Source organism: Bizionia paragorgiae (assembly GCF_900107625.1).
In the GTDB taxonomy this organism is placed as follows: domain Bacteria; phylum Bacteroidota; class Bacteroidia; order Flavobacteriales; family Flavobacteriaceae; genus Bizionia; species Bizionia paragorgiae.
This window is the reverse complement of the sequence record NZ_FNQK01000006.1, coordinates 98,987-117,741: the sequence shown is the minus strand read 5'-3', so window position 1 is coordinate 117,741 and position 18,755 is coordinate 98,987. Positions and strand designations below refer to the sequence as shown.

The following is an 18,755-nucleotide window of genomic DNA, read 5'->3' as shown; positions in this document are numbered from 1 at the left end:
ACTATTTTAATTTTTAAAAATGAATAACTACAAGATACTAGTTGTATTTCTTATTATTTTCAACTTATCACATCAAACAAACGCCCAGCAAAAAATAACGGAAGAAGAGGAAAAATTGTCTTTAAATAGCGGCACTTTAGACAATCAATTTGAGTTTGTTATTCAACGTTCAAACAACTATCAAGATTATAAGGTTGTAAAGAAAACATGGCTATATGCGTTAAAAGCACATACGTTAGACTCTTTAAAAGCCATTAATAAAAACCTGGTCAATACTCAGAATATTGTAGACACTCAAAGTCAAGAAATTGCGAAGCTAAAATCAAGCTTAACAAATACGCAAGAGTCCTTAGAGGAAACTAATTTGGAGAAAGACAGCATGTCCCTTTTCGGATTGCAAATGAGCAAATCGGGGTATAACACCCTCCTATGGTCTGTTATTGGAGCTTTATTAGCCTTACTATTGTTATTTATTTACAAATTTAAAAACAGTAATACAGTAACTAAGGAAGCCAGAAAAGCGCTTGCAGAAACCGAAGAAGAATTTGAAGATCACCGACGTGTGGCACTAGAACGCGAACAAAAAGTGCGTCGTCAGTTACAAGACGAATTAAACAAACATAAAAACAGTAAATAAACACTGTTATATTCCATAAAAAAACCTCCTATAATTTCGTGTTATAGGTGGTTTTTTATTTTTAAAGCTCAGGCAATTATTTATTTTTGGCTTCAATCCATTTACTCATATACTTCGTACTCTGAAGCGTATGATGCATAAGGACTTGTCCTATAAAATTATCTTGCCTATGGCTATCTAAGTTTAACAATAAAGACTGCAGCCTATTACTAAACACGGTTTCAAACTCCACCTTTTGAAAGCGGGTATTAATGACTTTAAAGCCGTTATCTTGTAGGGCATTCCATTGCGCCTCGTTGGTATATAATTCTATAGCATGCTCCGCAAAGGTCTCCGGAGAATCAGAAATAAACCCATTGGGAGGTAATTGTCCGTAAAGCCCCTCTGCTCCAATTGTTGTCGTTACACAAGGTGTCCCACTAACCATAGCATCAACAATTTTCCCTTTTAAACCGGCTCCAAATCGCAATGGTGCCAAACACACTTTAGCATTTTGCATTACTGTATTAGCATTCTCGGCAAATCCTTTTATTACAAACCCCTCTTTTTTGTTATGAAGCTGCGTTACTTTTTGAGTGGCATAAGCACCATACATATGCATTTCTGCTTTGGGTAATTTCTGTCTTATTAAGGGCCAAATGCTTTCCTTTAAATATAATATAGAATTGTAATTAGGCTCATGTAGAAAGTTTCCTATAGTTACAAAATGTTCACGAGTTAAAAACCCTGGAAGTTGCTGTTGTGTGTCAACAGAAACGGGATCTATCATAAAGGGCAAGTATAACAGCAGGCGCTCATCGACTTTAAATTGCTCTTTTAACAGCGTCATTTCAGCTTCAGAGATGATCAAAGTTAAATCGCAACGGTATATACTTGCGATTTCACGTTTTGCCGTATCATTAAATAAATACGTTCTATTAAATTCTTTCTGATCCTTAAACGCTTGATGACGACCACGACGTAAAGCATGAAGGTCTTCAGTATCTAAAACCCGGAGCGCATTTGGGCACTGCTCGGCAACGCGCCATCCAAATTGCTCTTCGACATTAAACCTGTCAAAGACCACAATTTCAGGGCTCAGCTCAGAAATAAAAACATCAAAACTACCACAGTTAAGAGTTATTGCAACGGTTTTAACCCCGATACTTTTTAAATCGAAGGCCTGATCACTTTTTGCACAAGAGGTAGCAAAGGTCACCACGTACCCCTGCGCTTGAAACACATTAATTAACTGCATCATCCGACTTCCTGCAGCCGAACTTTTAGGCTCTGGCCATACAAAACCGATAATAAGGACGTTTTTTTTCAAAATCAGTGATTTATACTATTCCGGCATCGGCACTAAAGCGTAGCCTAAGCGTACCTGATTAGCCCAATCGATAACCGCTTGAATTTGAGCATCGCTTAATTCCGCCTCAATATGTGTGTACGTATAGCTTGGTAATGGCATCTCCTTTTGCTCTACCATTTCGATAAGCTCTTCCATCTTATGATCTTTTCGTTTGACTGAGTTCCCCTCCCAATTAGAAAAATCCAAGTGTTTTTTCCCATCTTTAACATGGTCTGCTAACCAATAGTTAATAGGGGTAATATTATTATACCATGGGTACCGTGTTGAATTACTGTGGCAGTCAAAACAAGATTCTTGTAAAATAGCCTTGACGTTTTCAGGCGGATTAGTTTCCGCTAAAAAAGCATTTACCGACTCTAAGCTACCTTCATTTTTTTCTGGGCCGAAAAACTGAGCGATACCAAATAACAGTAAAAAAGCGAATACTATGTTCTTAAGTAGTTTCATATATTTGATTACATTAGACATCAAAAGTATAAAAACTAGTGACACCACAGCAACTCTACAACGAATTAAATTACGTAAATCATTCCAGAGAAAAACGACAATACTATGCCAACCTTGTTATTGACAACACCGATTTAGTACCTTTACTTCTCGATATTTTATTTCAGGTTAACGATCCTATATCGTGTCGTGCTGCCTGGGTATTCGAGTTTATGTGCAGTAAAAAACTAGAAGCCTCCCTACCCTATTTGGATACATTTACAAACCAATTACATACCGTACATCGCGATTCGGCAATACGCCCTGTCGCTAAAGTTTGTGAATACCTGGTTACAACATATTACAACCAGCCCCAATCACAAGTGAGGCAAAAACTAACGGAATCTCACAAAGAAAAGATTATTGCATCGTGTTTTGATTGGATGATAAACGAGAACAAGGTAGCCCCAAAAGCCTATGCTATGAATTGCTTGTTTTTACTTGGTTCGGACAATACTTGGATACATCCAGAGTTACGCGGTATCTTAGAACGCGACTATCAGATGCAAAGCTCAGGGTTTAAAGCCCGAGCACGACACATTCTAAAAAAAATATAGAGCGACTATAAATAGTATATTTTTTGTAAATACATAAAAATACAATCGCTAATCATCACACAAAAAAGCTATCTTTGTTTTTTTTCAAAAACAACACACTAACACTATGTTATTATCTACATTAAATGCCATTTCACCAATAGATGGCCGTTATAGAAACAAAATTGACAATTTAACGCTTTATTTCTCTGAGGAGGCACTAATAAAGTACCGCGTTTTAGTAGAAGTAGAATATTTTATCGCCCTTTGTGAGCAGCCTTTACCGCAGCTAAAAGGAGTTGATAGTTCTCGTTTTGAAGACTTAAGAGCGATTTATAAAAACTTTTCTTCGGAAGACGCTCTAGCGATTAAGAAAATTGAAAGTGTAACCAACCACGATGTTAAAGCGGTTGAGTACTTTATTAAAGAAAAGTTTGACGCCTTAGACCTTTCGGCATACAAAGAGTTTATCCACTTCGGATTAACATCTCAAGATATCAATAACACCGCGGTTCCACTAAGTATTAAAGACGCAATGAACGCGGCTTATGTACCAGAATACAGTAAATTATTAAACCGTTTAAAAGAACTAGCTAAAGAATGGGCAAATGTACCTATGCTAGCTAGAACTCACGGGCAACCGGCTTCTCCTACGCGTTTAGGGAAAGAGATTGAAGTCTTTGTTGTACGTTTAGAAGAGCAGTTTAACTTATTAAACGATATCCCAAGTGCCGCTAAATTTGGTGGAGCAACAGGAAATTACAACGCACATAAAGTAGCTTACCCGTCTATAGACTGGAAAGCATTTGGAAGTGCCTTTGTACACGATAAATTAGGATTATACCACTCATTTCCAACGACTCAAATTGAGCATTACGACCATATGGCGGCTTTGTTTGATTGTTTAAAACGTATAAACACGATACTTATAGATTTAGATAGAGATATCTGGACGTATGTGTCTATGGATTATTTTAAACAAAAAATTAAAGCAGGTGAAGTTGGAAGTAGCGCAATGCCACACAAAGTAAATCCTATCGATTTTGAAAATAGCGAAGGAAACTTAGGACTTGCAAATGCTATTTTCGAGCATTTATCGGCAAAATTACCAATTTCTCGTTTACAACGTGATTTAACAGATAGTACGGTATTACGTAATGTAGGTGTGCCTTTTGGACATACGTTAATCGGATTTGCCTCTACCCTAAAAGGATTGGATAAATTGCTTTTAAATGAAAGTAAATTTGCTGCCGATCTAGAAAATAACTGGGCAGTTGTGGCCGAAGCGATCCAAACCATATTGCGTCGTGAAGGGTACCCAAACCCGTATGAAGCTCTAAAAGGTTTAACACGTACTAACGAAGCGATTACGCAAACGTCGATTGCTAATTTTATAGATACACTTGAAGTTAGCGATGCTATTAAAACAGAATTAAAAGCCATTACACCAAGTAATTATACAGGAATATAAAAATAAGATTTTGAGTTCGATTAGAAACTCTTTTAATACAAAAAGGATAGCTCACGCTATCCTTTTTTTTGTTTTATGATCTATAAACTTTAATTATTAAAATAGTCCATAACTTTACCTAATTGGTTTTTATCGATATCCACATCTTTCATTTTCTCCATAAGTTGCACTAATTTCTCAGGTTGCATATTATCTCCAATAACGCGAACCACAGCGAAACCAACTTCTTCTGAGCTTGCTAAAAGTATAAACTCATCAATCTCTTCACCTTCTCCAATGGTATTAACTTGAAACTTCATACCATTATCGCTAAACTCCATTAATTCACTATACTCTTTATTCTTAAAAACAGTTTTCGCTTTCTCTAATTCTGAAGCATAGGTCGTTTTATCAGTTTTATCGGCTTTATAACCTAAAACATTAACCTTTTTAAACGAATTGTAAACTTTTCGTTGTTCGTCATCGAGTTCGGTTTGCGAAATATCTATCATTTTAGGAGAGAGATCTATCATTAAAAACTCGGGTTTATCTTGATGCTCTACAAAGTATGTTTGTATAGACTCTTCGTTTTTACAACTAAAAAGTGCTAATAAAAAGAAGGTGCTTAATGCAAATAATTTAAAGAAATGTTTCATGATTGATGGTGATTTTCGGAATCGTTAATTATTTTTTCTTCTCTAATTCGTCACTACCTGGTAGGTCAAATTTTTTCGTTAATTTAGAAATGTGATTCAAATTAATATCTCCGGTAAAGGAAACTATCACCGTTTCTAAACTACGCTTTTGTCCATTTATGTTGATATCGCTATCTTTCATTACCGCTTCCAACCCATTTACAAACATTAAAAGTTCTGCAACATGGTCTTCGTCTTTACCTTGTTTTACGTAGAATTTTACGACTACACCGTTGTCTTTAACTTCCATTAACTCTTCTAATGCGTTTGATCTTGACTTAACCCATTTAGACACATCGGCAGCAATAGTTTTATCGTCTGTAGCTAGCGTTTTAAAACTAGTTATACTATTCACCATTTGCATAAACTCTTTGGCTTCAGCATCTTCAGGATTAATATCCATTTTCGCTAACATTTGAAACATTTTTGGTTTAATAGACACGTAAGTCACGCTGCTATTGTCGCTATATTTCGAAAATATATCACTTTGAGCCCACCCTGTTAATGGCATTAAAATAACGGCTAAAGCGAATAATACAATTGATTTTTTCATGGTTTCTAATTTTTTAATTGATGCTATATTTATACGTGTTTTCATGATTTCTTTGTTTTAATTTTTAAATATTCTCCGCAAGGGATGGTTAAATTCTTTTAAGTAGTCGACCTGTGTTCCGGCTGTATTAATTATGCCCAAATAACTTACTTTTTCTGTTCCTTTATTAAGTTGTTTAGACACAAAATGTAAGGACTCTTTTACCTGTTGGTAAGCGAGTTCTTTCTCGGTTTGCGTGTACTCGTCAGTATTATTTATAGAAGAGTTGTAGAAAAATCCGAATATTAAAACACCTACCGCTGCAACAGATAACCATTTGTAGTATAAACTACTTTTAGTTTTTAAAGGCACCTGCTTGGTAAACTGCTCTTTACTGCTCTTAGAAAAATAGGCAAACATAGGTTTATACATTTCCAAGTGCGGCGCTACAGTTTCCTGAGAAAAATAGTTTTTTAACTGCTGCTCTTCTTGTAATGTGGTTTCCCCATTATCGTATTTTTCTAATAGTTTTTCTATATTATTTAATACCATAATTATGTGTATTAGTTAATTGTTCTTTAATAGTTTTTCTAGCTCTAGATAAAGCAACGCGAATTGCGGTTTCATTCATATCTAGCATTTGTGCAATCTCTTTAAATTCGTATTGCTCGATATCACGAAGTTGAACGATTAGTTTTTGCTGCTCAGGTAAACCATTCATTATTTTACCCACCCAGTCTAAACTATCACTGTCCTCCAACTGTTTTTGTAAACCTACTTGCGTGTCTTCGTAATTATTATGAACTATTTTTAAATTTTGAGCTTGCTTCGATTTTAATTTGTCATAACAAAAATTCTTGGTCATGGTCATCGAAAAAGCTTCAACATTCTTATAGTTTTTTATATTCTTTTTATTCTTCCAAAGCTTTATCATGACTTCTTGTGTCGCATCTTCTGCTTCTTCTGTCGACACTAGCAATCGTTTTGCTAAACGAAAGACTTTGTCTTTAAAAGGCGTCACAATAGTTAAAAAATCGGACTGTGTCATTATTTTGCTTTGGTTGGTGGTTTGTTTTACAGTGCTTTTTATCGCACTATACTATTACGACGATTGGATGCCAGTTTTGTTACAATTTATTTTTAATCCGACTAAAAGTAAGTACATTTAAACTGAAAAAGAAACCTATTATAATGAAAAGCCTCCATAAAATTCTATTTGCTGTAGCCATATCCTTTCTGTTTACAAGTTGTTTCGAAGATTTAGATGATAAACCTATAGATTCCGTCGACATTAATGATTTTGTTTACAAAGCAATGGATACTTATTATTTATATAAGGATCAAGTACCTCATTTACTTGAAGATAAAGTATCGCGCCCTGATTACACTAGTTATTTATCGCAATATACACAACCCCAAGACCTCTTCGAAACTTTAATATATAACCGTACTACGGTGGATAAATTTAGTTGGATTACAACCGATTATTTAGCATTAGAACAATTATTTAGTGGACTATCTACAACTACAGGTATGGAATATGGTCTTGTGCGTTATGCCTCAGGATCGGATGCTATTTTTGGCTATGTGCGTTATATTTTACCAAATACCAGTGCAGAAAGTGCAGGCTTACAACGTGGTGATTTATTTTATGCTGTTAACGGCACTCCATTAACAGTCTCTAATTACAGAGGTTTATTAAATCAATATGCATTTACCTTAAATTTAGCGGCCTATAATAATAACAATACAACAGACCCTGATGATGATAGTATTGACCCTACACCAAACACAGTCGATTTAAGCATGGTTTCCTATACTGAAAACCCTGTATATAAAACGACTATATTACAAGTGGAAGGTGAAAATGTGGGCTACCTAATGTACAACGGATTCGTTGCCAATTTTAATGAATCTCTAAAAAATGCATTTGGAATTTTAAAAGCGAATGCCGTGCAGCATTTAGTAATCGATTTGCGTTATAATTCTGGAGGTTCGGTAACCACCGCGGCGCTATTAGGAAGTCTTATCAACGGGAACTTTAGCGGTGAAACGTTCTCAAAACTACAGTACAACTACCAATTGCAAAGTAATAATACCAGCTATACTTTTAGCTCTCAAGGCTATAGTTTAAATTTGAATAAAGTCTATGTCCTAACCTCAAAAAGTTCGGCTTCAGCGAGCGAAATGGTGATTAATAGTTTAAAACCTTATCTCACCGTGGTACAAGTTGGCGATATTACAACAGGAAAATCGCAAGCTTCAATCACACTTTATGATTCTCCAGATTTTGGACGTACCAATGCCGATCCTCGACATACCTATGCACTGCAACCCTTGGTAGCCAAAACAGTAAATGTTTTAGATGAAGGTGTGCCACCGACTGGTTTAGTGCCTGTAATAGAATATAAAGAGCAACTGAATAACTTAGGTGTACTTGGAAATGAGAATGAACCTCTTTTAGCTGAAGCATTAAATGATATTGCCAACACCAATAAAACATCACATTCTGTTGAAGGTAAATCGTTTGAAGCCGTTGGAGATAGTAATGATTTCATACCGTTTTCTAAGGACATGTACATTGACTAATACAATAAGTACTCATGTTTAAACACAAAACCTATTGCAACTGGAGCAGCGGCAAAGATGCTGCCCTTGCGTTGTATTATACACTTAAAGACGAGCGTTTCGATGTTAGCGAACTCGTTACTTCTGTAAACTCACACTATCAACGGGTGACCATGCACGGTTTACCACTTAATTTGCTTCACGCACAGACGGAAGCTATTGGTATTAAAGGTACAACTATAGAATTACCCGAAAACCCATCGATGGAGGCGTACAACCAAATAATGAAGCGCACTACAACACGGTTAAAGAATGAAGGGTATACACATAGTTTGTTTGGAGATATTTTTTTGGAAGATTTAAAACAGTATCGCGAAAATGAATTAGAAAAAGTAGAACTGACTGGCATTTTTCCTTTATGGAAAAAGGACACTAAAACACTTATTAATACCTTTCTAGATTTAGGTTTTAAAGCCGTTATAGTTTGTGCAGATGCAAAATATTTTAACGACGATTTTGTAGGACAAACACTTAGCAAAGATCTTATTAAAAAGTTACCGGAAGGTGTTGACCCTTGCGGTGAAAACGGAGAGTTCCATACCTTTTGCTACGATGGTCCTATTTTTAAAACACCTGTAGCCTATTCTATTGGAGAAAAAACCTATCGCGAATACGACTCCCCTAATGTTAAAGGAGGGAAATCCGGATTTTGGTTTTGTGATTTACAATCATAAAAAAACTGCTTTGCCTACACAAGGTAGAACAAAGCAGTTACGGAATTAATAGCGATAATTGGTTGTTTGATTAATCCCTAATTAAAGTAAATTTTTGAGGCTCCGATTCCTGCATCAAAAGAATGTGTTTGCGTCGCTGTAGACAAGTCATAAACTAAAATTTCACTTTGTGACGTAAAACTAGCATCAGCTACAAACAATCTATTGTCTTTAACAGCCATACCATAAGTATACCCTGTTGTTAACTCTAATATTGATGTCGTAGGTAAACTCGTATCAGCATCTGTCATACTATAAATTTTATTATCTGAAGTTTGAAAGTATAAGTTACCATTACCGTAATCCATTAAATTTGGGTGTACTCCCATTGGAAACTCATGGTTAGAAATAACAGTATTGTTAGTCACATTAATTTTTGTAATAGATCCAAGAGTTTCAGTTCCAGACCACGCCTCTTTACCTCCACATAATACAACCAGTTGCCCTGAGTTGTTCATAATCATTTCATCTGGATTATCGTTAACAGTAATAGTATTCACAACAGTACTGTTAGCATGTACTACAGAAATTATATTATTAGAACCATATCCACCTTTATGAGAAACAAATAATTTATTATCATTTGCTAAAATACGCTCAGGTCCTTCTCCAACAGGAACAGTTGATTCAACAGTATTTGTTGCTAGGTCAATTACAGCAATAAAATCATCTGTTGCATCATTAGGATCTCCCCAATTTGAAACGTACCCTTTTCCATTTAAAAATGAAATATAACGTGGTAATTCAAGTCCTGTTGTAATTGCTCCTACTTTTTCGAATGTATTTCGGTTTACTATAGTAATTGTATTATTACTATCTGTTACTATATAAGCCAAGTCATTATTGAACCCGATAGACTGTAGGTAAACTCCTAAATCCTCGTTATTCACGTTGTAATAAATTGTATTTTCACTAGTTGATAAATCTTCAGAAATAAAAGCAATTGACGACGGTCCGCCTTCAGAACTTACTAAAATACCATCCTCATAAGCCCCTAAAGGTGCTACCACTTCTTCTTCATAAAAAGTATCATCATCGCTAGAGCACGAGAAAGTTAAAAGTAAAAGAGCTACTACTGGTAATAAAATGTTTTTCATTGTGTTTGGTTTTAAAATTTATAGTGTAATTGTATATTAAAATTTCTATTGGGCATAGGTCTAAAAGCTACGCTTTGATACGATTTATTAAATACGTTATTGATTGTTCCCCCTAAGCTTAATGTATTATTTCCTTTATTGTAAAGACTATACTCTAGGCCTAGGTTAGATACATCATACGATGGTAATGACGTTAACCGTCCTTTTAAATTATCTTCGGTAGTGAATACATCACCGTTAAAAGCATGTTGAAAAAACAGTGCTAACTTTTTATAAGAATACGCTATAGAGAAATTGGCTTTGTGAAAAGGCACATAAATAAGTTGCTTTTTAGTATTTGTATCTTCAGAAACGGTATACGAATAATGGCCATCTAACTTAAAATAATGTGATTTAAAATGCACCTCGGCGTGGCCTTCTATTTCTGCCCCATAACTTTGAGTTGATGCTATATTAACAGGCGACCATAACCCGATACTATTGGGTTTCCACACAATTAATTCACTAGTTTTAATAAAGTATCCGTTTAATTTTAATTGAGCAAAACCAAACGATAATTGCTGACCTAAATCAACTTGATACGACGATTCAGGAATCAGGTCCAAATTCCCTCCCGGTTGCCAATACAAATCGTTAAAAGTGGGAACACGGTAGTTTCGCGACCCGTTAAGCTGTAAACTGTAGTGTTTAGTAACAGCATATTCCGTATCGACAGAAAACACTAGCGGATTACTAAATGTGGAAGTGAAATCCTTTCTCAAATTCACACCATAGCTAAACGCTCGTGAAACCTTATGATTTAATAAAGCTGTTGCCGAAACATTAGAACGACTTGGAGTGCCAAAGCTAGTGCCTTCAGCATCGTACTTAGTATAATCAACACTTGTTTGCAGTTTAATTTTTCTTGAAAACCGAAAGTTAAATGACGGTTTCACGATTAGAGTATTTACTTTTCCGTAGGAAAAATTAGAGGTCGATTGGGTGCCGAAATATTTAAAATGCTCTTGTAAGTGAGCCACTTTTAATTGATAATTAAACGCTTTAGCCAAATGGGACCACTCGATTAAACTGCGGTAATTTTTATCTTCATAATGACTTTGAGAGGGCGTCGCAACCGTTCCCGAAAAATCTCGATTGCCTATAAAATGCTGATGGTAAAGTTTCAACACATCATTATCTGAAATAAAATACCCGAGATTGAGATTTAGGTCAAGGTTATTATATGCGCCGTTAACGTTTTTCTTTGTTGTTCCAAGATAAGGATAGTCATTTTCAGATGCGTTATAGGCTAATCCCACATTAACAGACCAGCGGTCACTACCAATAGCGCTAGACACACTCCCCGTTTTCGTATCGTAACTCCCATATCCTAGACGCATGGTAGTATCAAAATGCGGCTTAAATAAAAGCGTGTTATTTAGGTGAATACTCCCTCCTATTGCACCACTACCATATTGCACACTACCACCACCACTACGAATGGCAATATCATTATAATGTGTGGTATTTATAGTATTAAAATCGGTTTGACCATTAAGTTGAGAGTTTATAGGTATACCGTTCCAAATTACGGCCGTTTGCGAAGCATTAGTGCCACGAAATGAAGGGGAAGACACCATGCCGTTACCATTTTCTTTAAAGTAGATATTAGAATTAAACGCGAGAAGCCCTGTTAAAGACTGTGCATTAGTTCTGAGAACAGAATCTTTTAAAACTTCAATTTTAAATCCTGGTGCGTACTGTTTAAGTTTCACATCACTTAAAACCACCTCATCTAAGGATTGGATAGAATCCAATTGTGTTTGGGCGATACCACCAAAACAAACACTCAATACTAGTAAAAGACAAATTATATGTTTCATAAATCTTGAGGACTTTTCTCCCGAAAGTCAATTTAGATGATGAAAAATGGCAGGTCTCCTGGCTTTCGTCTTACTATTTGTCTTCCCAGAAAAAATATCCAGTGACTTGAAGTGTAATAGTAAGCATTCACTAACGTGAACTAAGAATACAGTTGCGGGAACAGCTTCCGAATTTAACGGAATTCCCTTTTAATCGGTACAGACAGATCAAAACTATTTTGATAGTGTTCTATAACGAACCAAAATTCGCTGCAAAAGTAAACATTTTAGTTTATGTTATTGCAAAAGATTAATTAATATTACTTTTGATACCTAAAACTTAAAGCTTTGAAAAAAATAGTATTCTTTCTATTAGTTAGTGTTTCATTCTGGTCTTGTAAACAGGAATCCCAAAACAGCAGTACACTTCCAACAACACAGCGTACAACAGTACCCATATCATATGCAAAAGGATTTACTATAACCAAACACGACAACCACTCGGTTATTGAAATAAAAAGTCCGTGGCCAAAAGCAAAAAAAAGCTTTAACTATGTTTTAATTTCTCGTGAAGAGGCAGCCAAAACGACCTTTATGAAAGAGGCATACGACGGTATTATTATTACGCCTATCGAAAACATAATAGTGACTTCAACCACTCATATCCCAGCATTAGAACTTTTAAATGTTGAAGAAACACTGCGTGGTTTTCCGGGTACTGACTATATTTCTTCAGAAAAAACACGCACTAGGATTGATTCTAATGCCGTTCGTGAGTTAGGAAAAACTGAAGGCCTAAATACCGAAGTAGTTTTAGACATTGCTCCCGATGTCTTAGTGGCTTTTGGTTTAGATGGTAAAAACAAAGCCTTAGAAACCATAAAAAAAGCAAACATTCCTGTAATTTATAACGGAGATTGGATGGAGAAATCGCCTTTAGGAAAAGCCGAATGGATTAAATTTTTCGGAGCGCTTTATAATAAAGAACAGCAAGCCGACTCGATATTTAACCGTATTCAAACGGATTATAACGACGCTAAAAAATTAGCTTTAAACACCACTAAAAAGCCTACTATATTAAGCGGAGCCATGTATAAAGACGTTTGGCACTTACCAAATGGAGAAAGTACAGAGGCACAATTTTTAAAAGATGCCAATGCTAACTATTTGTGGCGTAATACTAAAGGTTCTGGAAGCCTTTCTTTAAACTTTGAAGTCGTTTATGACACTGCAAAAGATGCGGATATTTGGTTAAGTCCGGCCTATTACCGTAGTAAAGCTGAATTAGAGCAAGCCAATACCCACTATAGTAATTTTGACGCGTTTAAAAACAATACCATTTACACCTTTGCCAACACCGCAGGTCGCACAGGTGGGGTTACCTATTATGAATCAGGGATGGCACGACCAGATTTAGTATTAAAAGACATTATAAAAATCTGTCACCCAGAGGTTTTACCGGACTATACACCACACTTTTTTAAACCCCTAAAATAATAGTGAAGCCACAGCCATCATATACGGTTACCTTTATCATACTTCTCTTTCTTGTCGTGCTTTTATTTTTCGTCAATGTGAGTTTGGGTTCTATTTCTATTCCATTTACCGAAATATTTAGTAGTTTTTTCACTGAAGCTTCACAGTATAGTAACAAGGAATATATTATTCAAAATTATAGATTACCAAAAGCTTTAACTGCGGTTTTGGTGGGGTCTGGGCTTGGTATTTCTGGACTGTTAATGCAAACCTTATTTCGCAATCCTTTGGCGGGCCCTTTTGTTTTAGGAATTACTTCGGGAGCCAGTTTGGGTGTTGCTCTTGTTATTATGGGAGCCTCAGCAATTGGAGGTGTTTTTGCGTCCTTGCTCATATCAAAATGGAGCTTGGTAATCGCCGCTAGCATAGGAAGTTTTTTAGTTCTGCTTACGGTTTTAATCGTGTCATCTAAAGTACGTGATACTATGGCTATACTTATTATAGGTTTAATGTTTGGAAGTATCACATCGGCGGTTGTAAGTGTACTCTCATATTTTAGTTCGGCTGAAGATTTACAACAATATATATTTTGGGGATTTGGTAGCTTAGGTGATTTACAGTGGGATGAACTCGGCGTATTTGCCGCCATTTACACTGTTGGTTTACTATTTAGTATCGCATCTATAAAAGCTTTAAACACGCTGTTATTAGGTGAGAATTATGCGAAAAGCTTAGGTTTAGACCTAAAAAAAAGCCGACTTATTATTATCATCGCTACCAGTTTGTTGGCAGGAACGATTACTGCATTTGCAGGTCCTATTGCTTTTATTGGTTTGGCCATTCCACATATAACACGCTTGGTATTTAATACCGCTAATCATAGAACGCTAATACCTGCAGTCTTTTTGTTTGGAGCAATCGTCATGCTTATTTGCGATAGCATAGCGCAATTACCAAACACAGATTATACCTTGCCTATTAATGCTATTACCTCATTAATTGGTGCACCCGTTGTTATTTGGTTATTAATTAGAAAACGTAAAATGGTCTTTTAATATGAATGACGCCACACAACATACCATACTAAAAACCGAAGATTTAAGTATAGGATACCGTTCTAAAAAATCGGAAACCAGTATCGCTTCGGGAATTAATTTGAACCTAAAAAAGGGAGAGCTTGTGGGCCTCGTTGGCGGTAATGGTATTGGTAAATCGACGCTATTAAGAACCTTAACACATGTACAACCCGCATTAAACGGCCGTGTGTTTTTACACAACAAACCTATAGAAAAATACGATAACCTCGCATTAGCAAAAGTTTTAAGTATTGTACTTACAGAACCTATTGCGTCGAAAAACATGTCGGTTTTTGAGTTGATTGCCTTGGGCCGACAACCTTATACCAATTGGGTGGGGTCACTCACAAAAACAGATTTAAAGGCCGTTACCTCTGCTATTTCTCAAACTAATTTAGAGAGCTTACAAAATAAAAAATGTTACGAGCTTAGCGACGGACAATTGCAAAAGGTAATGATTGCTCGAGCATTGGCCCAAGATACAGATCTTATTATTTTGGACGAGCCTACCACTCATTTAGATATGTATCATAAAGCTTACATCTTAAAATGGCTTAAAAAACTAGTAGAAGACACAGGAAAAACCATTTTATTTTCGTCTCATGAAATTGATTTGGCCATTCAGTTATGCGACCGCCTAATCGTAATGAAAACAGATAGTATTGTTTGCGACAAACCATGTCATTTAATCTCTCAAGGTGTATTTGATAACTTATTCCCTAATGATTTAATTGTTTTTGATAAAGAAACAGAGCGTTTTAAGGTTAAAAAATAATTATTCCCATTAACTTAAAAAAAAACTGTCTTGAAAATCATCATTTTCCAAAAAACACGTTTACTACAATGAATCTAAATATATCTTTTTTAATTTTATTTTCAATTTTATTTTCAACTTGTAGTCCATCTTATTCACAAAGTGACAGTTTTAATGTTGAGTTTATTAAAGCAAAAAAAACAATAAAAGAGATAACAACATTTAGTGCTAACTACAAATCAAATAATGTAAATAAAATTAGTGTTAAAATTAAAATAGAGTCAACAGAAAAAAAAGGTGTATTTGATCCAAATAAAATATCTTTAATAGATCATGAAAACAACTTAAGATTCAGGCCTACCGATGTTTTAGCCAAAAGATTTACTAATCTAATCCCTTTTGGTAGAGTTTCAAAAGTAAAACCTAAGCTAAAAAGAAATAAAAAATTGTATGCCCCAGAAATCAAGGATACTTATTTAGATTATAATTTTGATGGCATCCAAAATGTAGACCTACCATTTAACTATGGCACAACTAAGAAACCAGATTTATTAATAATGCACTTTTATTCAAAAAAACTACGATCTACAACACTAACACTATTTTTTGCATAACCAAAAAATGCTAAAACTGGCACTTTATATTATGGAAATGAAAAAAATTCAGACATTAGTATTTAATAGTTTTTTGTATGTACTTTAAAAGTGAATAAAATTCAACCTATTTCATGAACGACAATCTCATTCTAATTCTCGCCATTCTTATTTCAGCCATTATTGGTGGCTATTTAGGGCTTATTATTTCGCGTTTAAAAAGTAAAGGTGAAAAGAGCAGACTCGAAGAGCGTCACAATAACTTAATTCAGCAATTGGCTGAAACCAAACAGGCAGCTGAAACTGAATTTCAAAAACAAGAGCTTCAATTTAATCAGCAGCTATCCGACTTAAAAAACAGACTTTCTAAAGCTGAAAGTGATCGCGAAGACATCCGTAGAGAAAAAGAATTTTTACATACAGAACTCACGCGAAAGTCGACAGAATATGATAATTTAAAACAACAGAGTCAAAATCGGGAACAAGACATTGAATTAAGGCAAGAGCAATTACGAAAAGACTTCGAACTTTTAGCTACTAAAATCCTAGAAGAGAAATCTGAGAAATTCACGCTTCAGAATAAAGAAAACATAAAAAACATTTTAACCCCCTTGCAAGATCGTATTCAGGTGTTCGAAAAAAAGGTAGACGATACGCAAAAAGAAAGCATTAGCATGCACAGTGCTCTAAAAGAGCAACTTCTAGGATTAAAAGATTTGAACTTACAAATGACCAAGGAGGCCACCAACCTAACGCGGGCATTAAAAGGGGATAGTAAAATGCAAGGAAATTGGGGTGAATTGGTCTTAGAGCGCGTCCTAGAAAAATCGGGATTAGAGAAAGACCGTGAGTATTTTGTTCAACAAAGTTTCACCCTCGCCGATGGCTCCCGTGTACTCCCCGATGTTGTGCTACACCTACCCGATGGGAAGCGTATGATTATTGATAGTAAGGTCTCACTAACCGATTACGAGCGGTTTGTAAATGCCGATGAAGACGAGCGGAAACCCTATTTAAAAGCACACATAAATTCTATAAAACGTCATATAGAGCAACTATCGGAAAAAAATTATCAGGATTTATACGATATCGAATCACCAGATTTTGTCTTGTTATTTATTCCTATCGAACCCGCTTTTGCTATTGCTATTAATGAAGATAACGCTCTTTATAATAAAGCATTCGAACGCAATATTGTGATAGTAACACCGTCTACCCTACTCGCAACATTACGAACTATTGACACGATGTGGAATAACGAAAAGCAGCAGCAAAACGCTATAGAAATTGCAAAACAAGCAGGTGCCTTATATGATAAGTTTGAAGGTTTAGTAAAAGATCTAACTGGCGTAGGTAAAAAGATTGACGATGCTAAAAAAGACTACTCTGCAGCTATGAATAAATTGGTTGACGGCAGAGGAAATATTATAAAAAGTGTCGAAAAACTAAAAAAAATGGGCGCTAAAGCAAAAAAATCACTGCCTGAAAACCTTTTAAGACGCGCTGATGAGGATCATGAAACAACGCTCTAAATTAGAAAACCTGTTGTATATTTAAAATTAAAAAACACGAATAAAAATGGAAAACACTTATAGAACAGTCGATGCCTCACGCATTAGTATATCAGAATTAATGTTACCCTCACATTCTAATTTTAGCGGGAAAATTCATGGGGGTTATATCCTTCATTTATTAGATCAAATTGCTTTTGCTTGTGCGTCTAAGCATTCTAAAATGTATTGTGTTACGGCATCTGTAGACACCGTCGATTTTTTAGCACCTATTGAAGTTGGAGAGCTAGTAACCATGAAAGCCTCCGTTAATTATGTCGGTAATACATCGATGGTTGTAGGTATTCGCGTGGAAGCCGAAAACATACAAACAGGAGTGACTAAACACTGTAACTCTTCTTATTTTACTATGGTTGCAAAAGACGAGAATGGCAGCTCGGTTAAAGTACCGGGGTTAATATTAAATGACAAAACAGAGTTAAAACGCTTTTTAAAAGCGATTAAACGAAACCAAACAAAGCAGCAAAGAAAACAAGAATTTGATCATCACGGCTTTTCTTTGGATAACTATCTTGCCGACCTAGAGGGGCATAAAGTGCGTATAGAACTACCCACAGACTTATAAAAAAAGCCTATACAATCTGGATTGTATAGGCTTTTTTTTAATTAAAATAGGGTTTTACATTTTCACAAATCGTTTGGTTAAACTTACAGACTGCTTACTGTCTGACACCCGTACTAAGTATACACCGGACTCCCATGTAGAAATTCCAATTGTAGACTTTAATTTTGTTAAACGCTGCTTATGAATACGTTTTCCTAAGATATCGAATACTTCAAACAACAATCCATCTGTAGTTACACTAGGCACATGGACCTCCAGACTAAAGCGTCCAGGGTTTGGGTGCATTGAAAAGGAACGGGGTGTTTCAAATTGAGGCGTACTTAAAGTACCTTCGGCCACCACTGTAATTGTTCCCGACATACTAGCTGCACCGTGAACACCACAGTAATAATCGTTAGCTCCTAGGTTTGCAAAAGTATACGAGAAAGTAGATCCGTTTGCGGCTAAAACACCACTATTAAATGTTTCTACACTCGTTCCTGCAGGGTCATTTTCCACGGAATGGTTTGGACTGGTCCACGTCCAAATCACCGTGTCTCCAGTTTCTATAGTGAGGTCTACATTAGAACCTATACCTGCAAACCAATTTAAATTATAGGTCTGCGTTTGCGCAATAGCACTGATGTAGAAAACCAATAAAAACATAAAAAGTAAAGTTTTCTTCATAATTTAAAAAGTTAAGGGATTCTATTAAAGTTACACCTTTTATTAACACAAAACGATAGAAAACAAAAAAAACCTCTAATAATAGAGG

At 35.5% G+C, this 18,755-nt stretch carries 20 protein-coding genes and 1 riboswitch; of the genes, 11 read left to right on the top strand and 9 right to left on the bottom strand.

Annotation, left to right across the window (positions count from 1 at the left end; genetic code table 11):
- Positions 1–19 precede the first annotated feature (19 nt).
- Positions 20–637, top strand: a complete 618-nt coding sequence (locus BLV64_RS05780; protein WP_092133249.1) for a tRNA (guanine-N1)-methyltransferase — start codon at positions 20–22, stop codon at positions 635–637.
- Positions 638–713: 76 nt separating this feature from the next.
- On the opposite strand, the gene BLV64_RS05775 is transcribed toward BLV64_RS05780, so the two are convergent.
- Positions 714–1,946, bottom strand: a complete 1,233-nt coding sequence (locus tag BLV64_RS05775) for a glycosyltransferase family 4 protein (RefSeq protein WP_092133248.1) — start codon at positions 1,944–1,946, stop codon at positions 714–716.
- 15 nt (positions 1,947–1,961) lie between these two features.
- Positions 1,962–2,435 carry a heme-binding domain-containing protein gene (locus tag BLV64_RS05770; protein WP_092133247.1) on the bottom strand — a complete coding sequence of 158 codons (474 nt, stop codon included), beginning with the start codon at positions 2,433–2,435 and terminating at the stop codon, positions 1,962–1,964.
- A gap of 38 nt (positions 2,436–2,473) precedes the next feature.
- On the opposite strand from BLV64_RS05770, the gene BLV64_RS05765 reads away from it, so the two are divergent.
- Together BLV64_RS05765 and purB are read left to right on the top strand one after the other, a co-directional pair.
- Complete coding sequence (locus BLV64_RS05765; RefSeq protein ID WP_092133246.1) at positions 2,474–3,031, top strand: adenylosuccinate lyase; 558 nt, start codon at positions 2,474–2,476, stop codon at positions 3,029–3,031.
- A 106-nt stretch (positions 3,032–3,137) separates the two neighbouring features.
- The gene (gene purB, locus BLV64_RS05760) at positions 3,138–4,481 is read left to right on the top strand and encodes an adenylosuccinate lyase (RefSeq protein WP_092133245.1); all 1,344 of its coding nucleotides are present in this window, start codon (positions 3,138–3,140) and stop codon (positions 4,479–4,481) included.
- Positions 4,482–4,570: 89 nt separating this feature from the next.
- Here purB and BLV64_RS05755 read toward each other — a convergent pair whose 3' ends face one another.
- From BLV64_RS05755 to BLV64_RS05740, 4 genes are read right to left on the bottom strand one after another with little or no spacing between them, the layout of a single operon-like run.
- Positions 4,571–5,116 carry a DUF4252 domain-containing protein gene (locus tag BLV64_RS05755; protein ID WP_092133244.1) on the bottom strand — a complete coding sequence of 182 codons (546 nt, stop codon included), beginning with the start codon at positions 5,114–5,116 and terminating at the stop codon, positions 4,571–4,573.
- Between the two features lie 28 nt (positions 5,117–5,144).
- The gene (locus tag BLV64_RS05750) at positions 5,145–5,753 is read right to left on the bottom strand and encodes a DUF4252 domain-containing protein (RefSeq protein ID WP_245705872.1); all 609 of its coding nucleotides are present in this window, start codon (positions 5,751–5,753) and stop codon (positions 5,145–5,147) included.
- A gap of 12 nt (positions 5,754–5,765) precedes the next feature.
- Positions 5,766–6,239: a hypothetical protein gene (locus BLV64_RS05745; RefSeq protein WP_092133243.1), complete on the bottom strand. Its 474-nt coding sequence runs from the start codon at positions 6,237–6,239 to the stop codon at positions 5,766–5,768.
- Positions 6,226–6,735 (bottom strand): RNA polymerase sigma factor, encoded by a 510-nt coding sequence (locus tag BLV64_RS05740; RefSeq protein ID WP_092133242.1) that lies wholly within the window; start codon positions 6,733–6,735, stop codon positions 6,226–6,228. Before BLV64_RS05740 ends, BLV64_RS05745 begins: the two co-directional genes overlap by 14 nt.
- A gap of 143 nt (positions 6,736–6,878) precedes the next feature.
- Between BLV64_RS05740 and BLV64_RS05735 the strand changes: the two genes are divergently transcribed.
- On the top strand, positions 6,879–8,276 hold the full coding sequence (locus tag BLV64_RS05735; protein WP_092133241.1) for a S41 family peptidase: 1,398 nt from the start codon (positions 6,879–6,881) through the stop codon (positions 8,274–8,276).
- Between the two features lie 14 nt (positions 8,277–8,290).
- Positions 8,291–8,989, top strand: a complete 699-nt coding sequence (locus tag BLV64_RS05730; protein ID WP_092133240.1) for a Dph6-related ATP pyrophosphatase — start codon at positions 8,291–8,293, stop codon at positions 8,987–8,989.
- Positions 8,990–9,066: 77 nt separating this feature from the next.
- Here the strand turns inward: BLV64_RS05730 and BLV64_RS05725 are convergent, their stop codons facing one another.
- The gene (locus BLV64_RS05725) at positions 9,067–10,125 is read right to left on the bottom strand and encodes a YncE family protein (protein WP_092133239.1); all 1,059 of its coding nucleotides are present in this window, start codon (positions 10,123–10,125) and stop codon (positions 9,067–9,069) included.
- An 11-nt stretch (positions 10,126–10,136) separates the two neighbouring features.
- Positions 10,137–11,987 carry a TonB-dependent receptor plug domain-containing protein gene (locus tag BLV64_RS05720; RefSeq protein ID WP_092133238.1) on the bottom strand — a complete coding sequence of 617 codons (1,851 nt, stop codon included), beginning with the start codon at positions 11,985–11,987 and terminating at the stop codon, positions 10,137–10,139.
- 31 nt (positions 11,988–12,018) lie between these two features.
- Positions 12,019–12,220, bottom strand: a riboswitch (cobalamin riboswitch).
- 94 nt (positions 12,221–12,314) lie between these two features.
- On the opposite strand from BLV64_RS05720, the gene BLV64_RS05715 reads away from it, so the two are divergent.
- The 6 genes from BLV64_RS05715 to BLV64_RS05690 all read left to right on the top strand — a co-directional run bounded on the left by BLV64_RS05715 (position 12,315) and on the right by BLV64_RS05690 (position 18,001).
- On the top strand, positions 12,315–13,463 hold the full coding sequence (locus tag BLV64_RS05715; RefSeq protein ID WP_092133237.1) for an ABC transporter substrate-binding protein: 1,149 nt from the start codon (positions 12,315–12,317) through the stop codon (positions 13,461–13,463).
- A 2-nt stretch (positions 13,464–13,465) separates the two neighbouring features.
- The gene (locus BLV64_RS05710) at positions 13,466–14,497 is read left to right on the top strand and encodes a FecCD family ABC transporter permease (protein ID WP_092133236.1); all 1,032 of its coding nucleotides are present in this window, start codon (positions 13,466–13,468) and stop codon (positions 14,495–14,497) included.
- A gap of 1 nt (position 14,498) precedes the next feature.
- Positions 14,499–15,293, top strand: a complete 795-nt coding sequence (locus BLV64_RS05705) for an ABC transporter ATP-binding protein (RefSeq protein ID WP_092133235.1) — start codon at positions 14,499–14,501, stop codon at positions 15,291–15,293.
- A 68-nt stretch (positions 15,294–15,361) separates the two neighbouring features.
- On the top strand, positions 15,362–15,886 hold the full coding sequence (locus tag BLV64_RS05700; protein WP_092133234.1) for a hypothetical protein: 525 nt from the start codon (positions 15,362–15,364) through the stop codon (positions 15,884–15,886).
- A gap of 113 nt (positions 15,887–15,999) precedes the next feature.
- Complete coding sequence (rmuC, locus tag BLV64_RS05695; protein ID WP_092133233.1) at positions 16,000–17,397, top strand: DNA recombination protein RmuC; 1,398 nt, start codon at positions 16,000–16,002, stop codon at positions 17,395–17,397.
- A gap of 46 nt (positions 17,398–17,443) precedes the next feature.
- Positions 17,444–18,001 (top strand): acyl-CoA thioesterase, encoded by a 558-nt coding sequence (locus tag BLV64_RS05690; RefSeq protein WP_092133232.1) that lies wholly within the window; start codon positions 17,444–17,446, stop codon positions 17,999–18,001.
- 54 nt (positions 18,002–18,055) lie between these two features.
- Here BLV64_RS05690 and BLV64_RS05685 read toward each other — a convergent pair whose 3' ends face one another.
- Positions 18,056–18,667 carry a T9SS type A sorting domain-containing protein gene (locus BLV64_RS05685; protein ID WP_092133231.1) on the bottom strand — a complete coding sequence of 204 codons (612 nt, stop codon included), beginning with the start codon at positions 18,665–18,667 and terminating at the stop codon, positions 18,056–18,058.
- Positions 18,668–18,755 lie beyond the last annotated feature (88 nt).

What these genes read in the sequence shown, in the direction of transcription:
- BLV64_RS05750 (WP_245705872.1), bottom strand. Translation starts at nt 5,753, where the DNA reads ATGAAAACACGTATAAATATAGCATCAATTAAAAAATTAGAAACCATG.
- rmuC (WP_092133233.1), top strand. Translation starts at nt 16,000, where the DNA reads ATGAACGACAATCTCATTCTAATTCTCGCCATTCTTATTTCAGCCATT.
- BLV64_RS05780 (WP_092133249.1), top strand. Translation starts at nt 20, where the DNA reads ATGAATAACTACAAGATACTAGTTGTATTTCTTATTATTTTCAACTTA.
- BLV64_RS05735 (WP_092133241.1), top strand. Translation starts at nt 6,879, where the DNA reads ATGAAAAGCCTCCATAAAATTCTATTTGCTGTAGCCATATCCTTTCTG.
- BLV64_RS05700 (WP_092133234.1), top strand. Translation starts at nt 15,362, where the DNA reads ATGAATCTAAATATATCTTTTTTAATTTTATTTTCAATTTTATTTTCA.
- BLV64_RS05770 (WP_092133247.1), bottom strand. Translation starts at nt 2,435, where the DNA reads ATGAAACTACTTAAGAACATAGTATTCGCTTTTTTACTGTTATTTGGT.
- BLV64_RS05755 (WP_092133244.1), bottom strand. Translation starts at nt 5,116, where the DNA reads ATGAAACATTTCTTTAAATTATTTGCATTAAGCACCTTCTTTTTATTA.
- BLV64_RS05690 (WP_092133232.1), top strand. Translation starts at nt 17,444, where the DNA reads ATGGAAAACACTTATAGAACAGTCGATGCCTCACGCATTAGTATATCA.
- purB (WP_092133245.1), top strand. Translation starts at nt 3,138, where the DNA reads ATGTTATTATCTACATTAAATGCCATTTCACCAATAGATGGCCGTTAT.
- BLV64_RS05725 (WP_092133239.1), bottom strand. Translation starts at nt 10,125, where the DNA reads ATGAAAAACATTTTATTACCAGTAGTAGCTCTTTTACTTTTAACTTTC.
- BLV64_RS05745 (WP_092133243.1), bottom strand. Translation starts at nt 6,239, where the DNA reads ATGGTATTAAATAATATAGAAAAACTATTAGAAAAATACGATAATGGG.
- BLV64_RS05685 (WP_092133231.1), bottom strand. Translation starts at nt 18,667, where the DNA reads ATGAAGAAAACTTTACTTTTTATGTTTTTATTGGTTTTCTACATCAGT.
- BLV64_RS05720 (WP_092133238.1), bottom strand. Translation starts at nt 11,987, where the DNA reads ATGAAACATATAATTTGTCTTTTACTAGTATTGAGTGTTTGTTTTGGT.
- BLV64_RS05730 (WP_092133240.1), top strand. Translation starts at nt 8,291, where the DNA reads ATGTTTAAACACAAAACCTATTGCAACTGGAGCAGCGGCAAAGATGCT.
- BLV64_RS05705 (WP_092133235.1), top strand. Translation starts at nt 14,499, where the DNA reads ATGAATGACGCCACACAACATACCATACTAAAAACCGAAGATTTAAGT.
- BLV64_RS05740 (WP_092133242.1), bottom strand. Translation starts at nt 6,735, where the DNA reads ATGACACAGTCCGATTTTTTAACTATTGTGACGCCTTTTAAAGACAAA.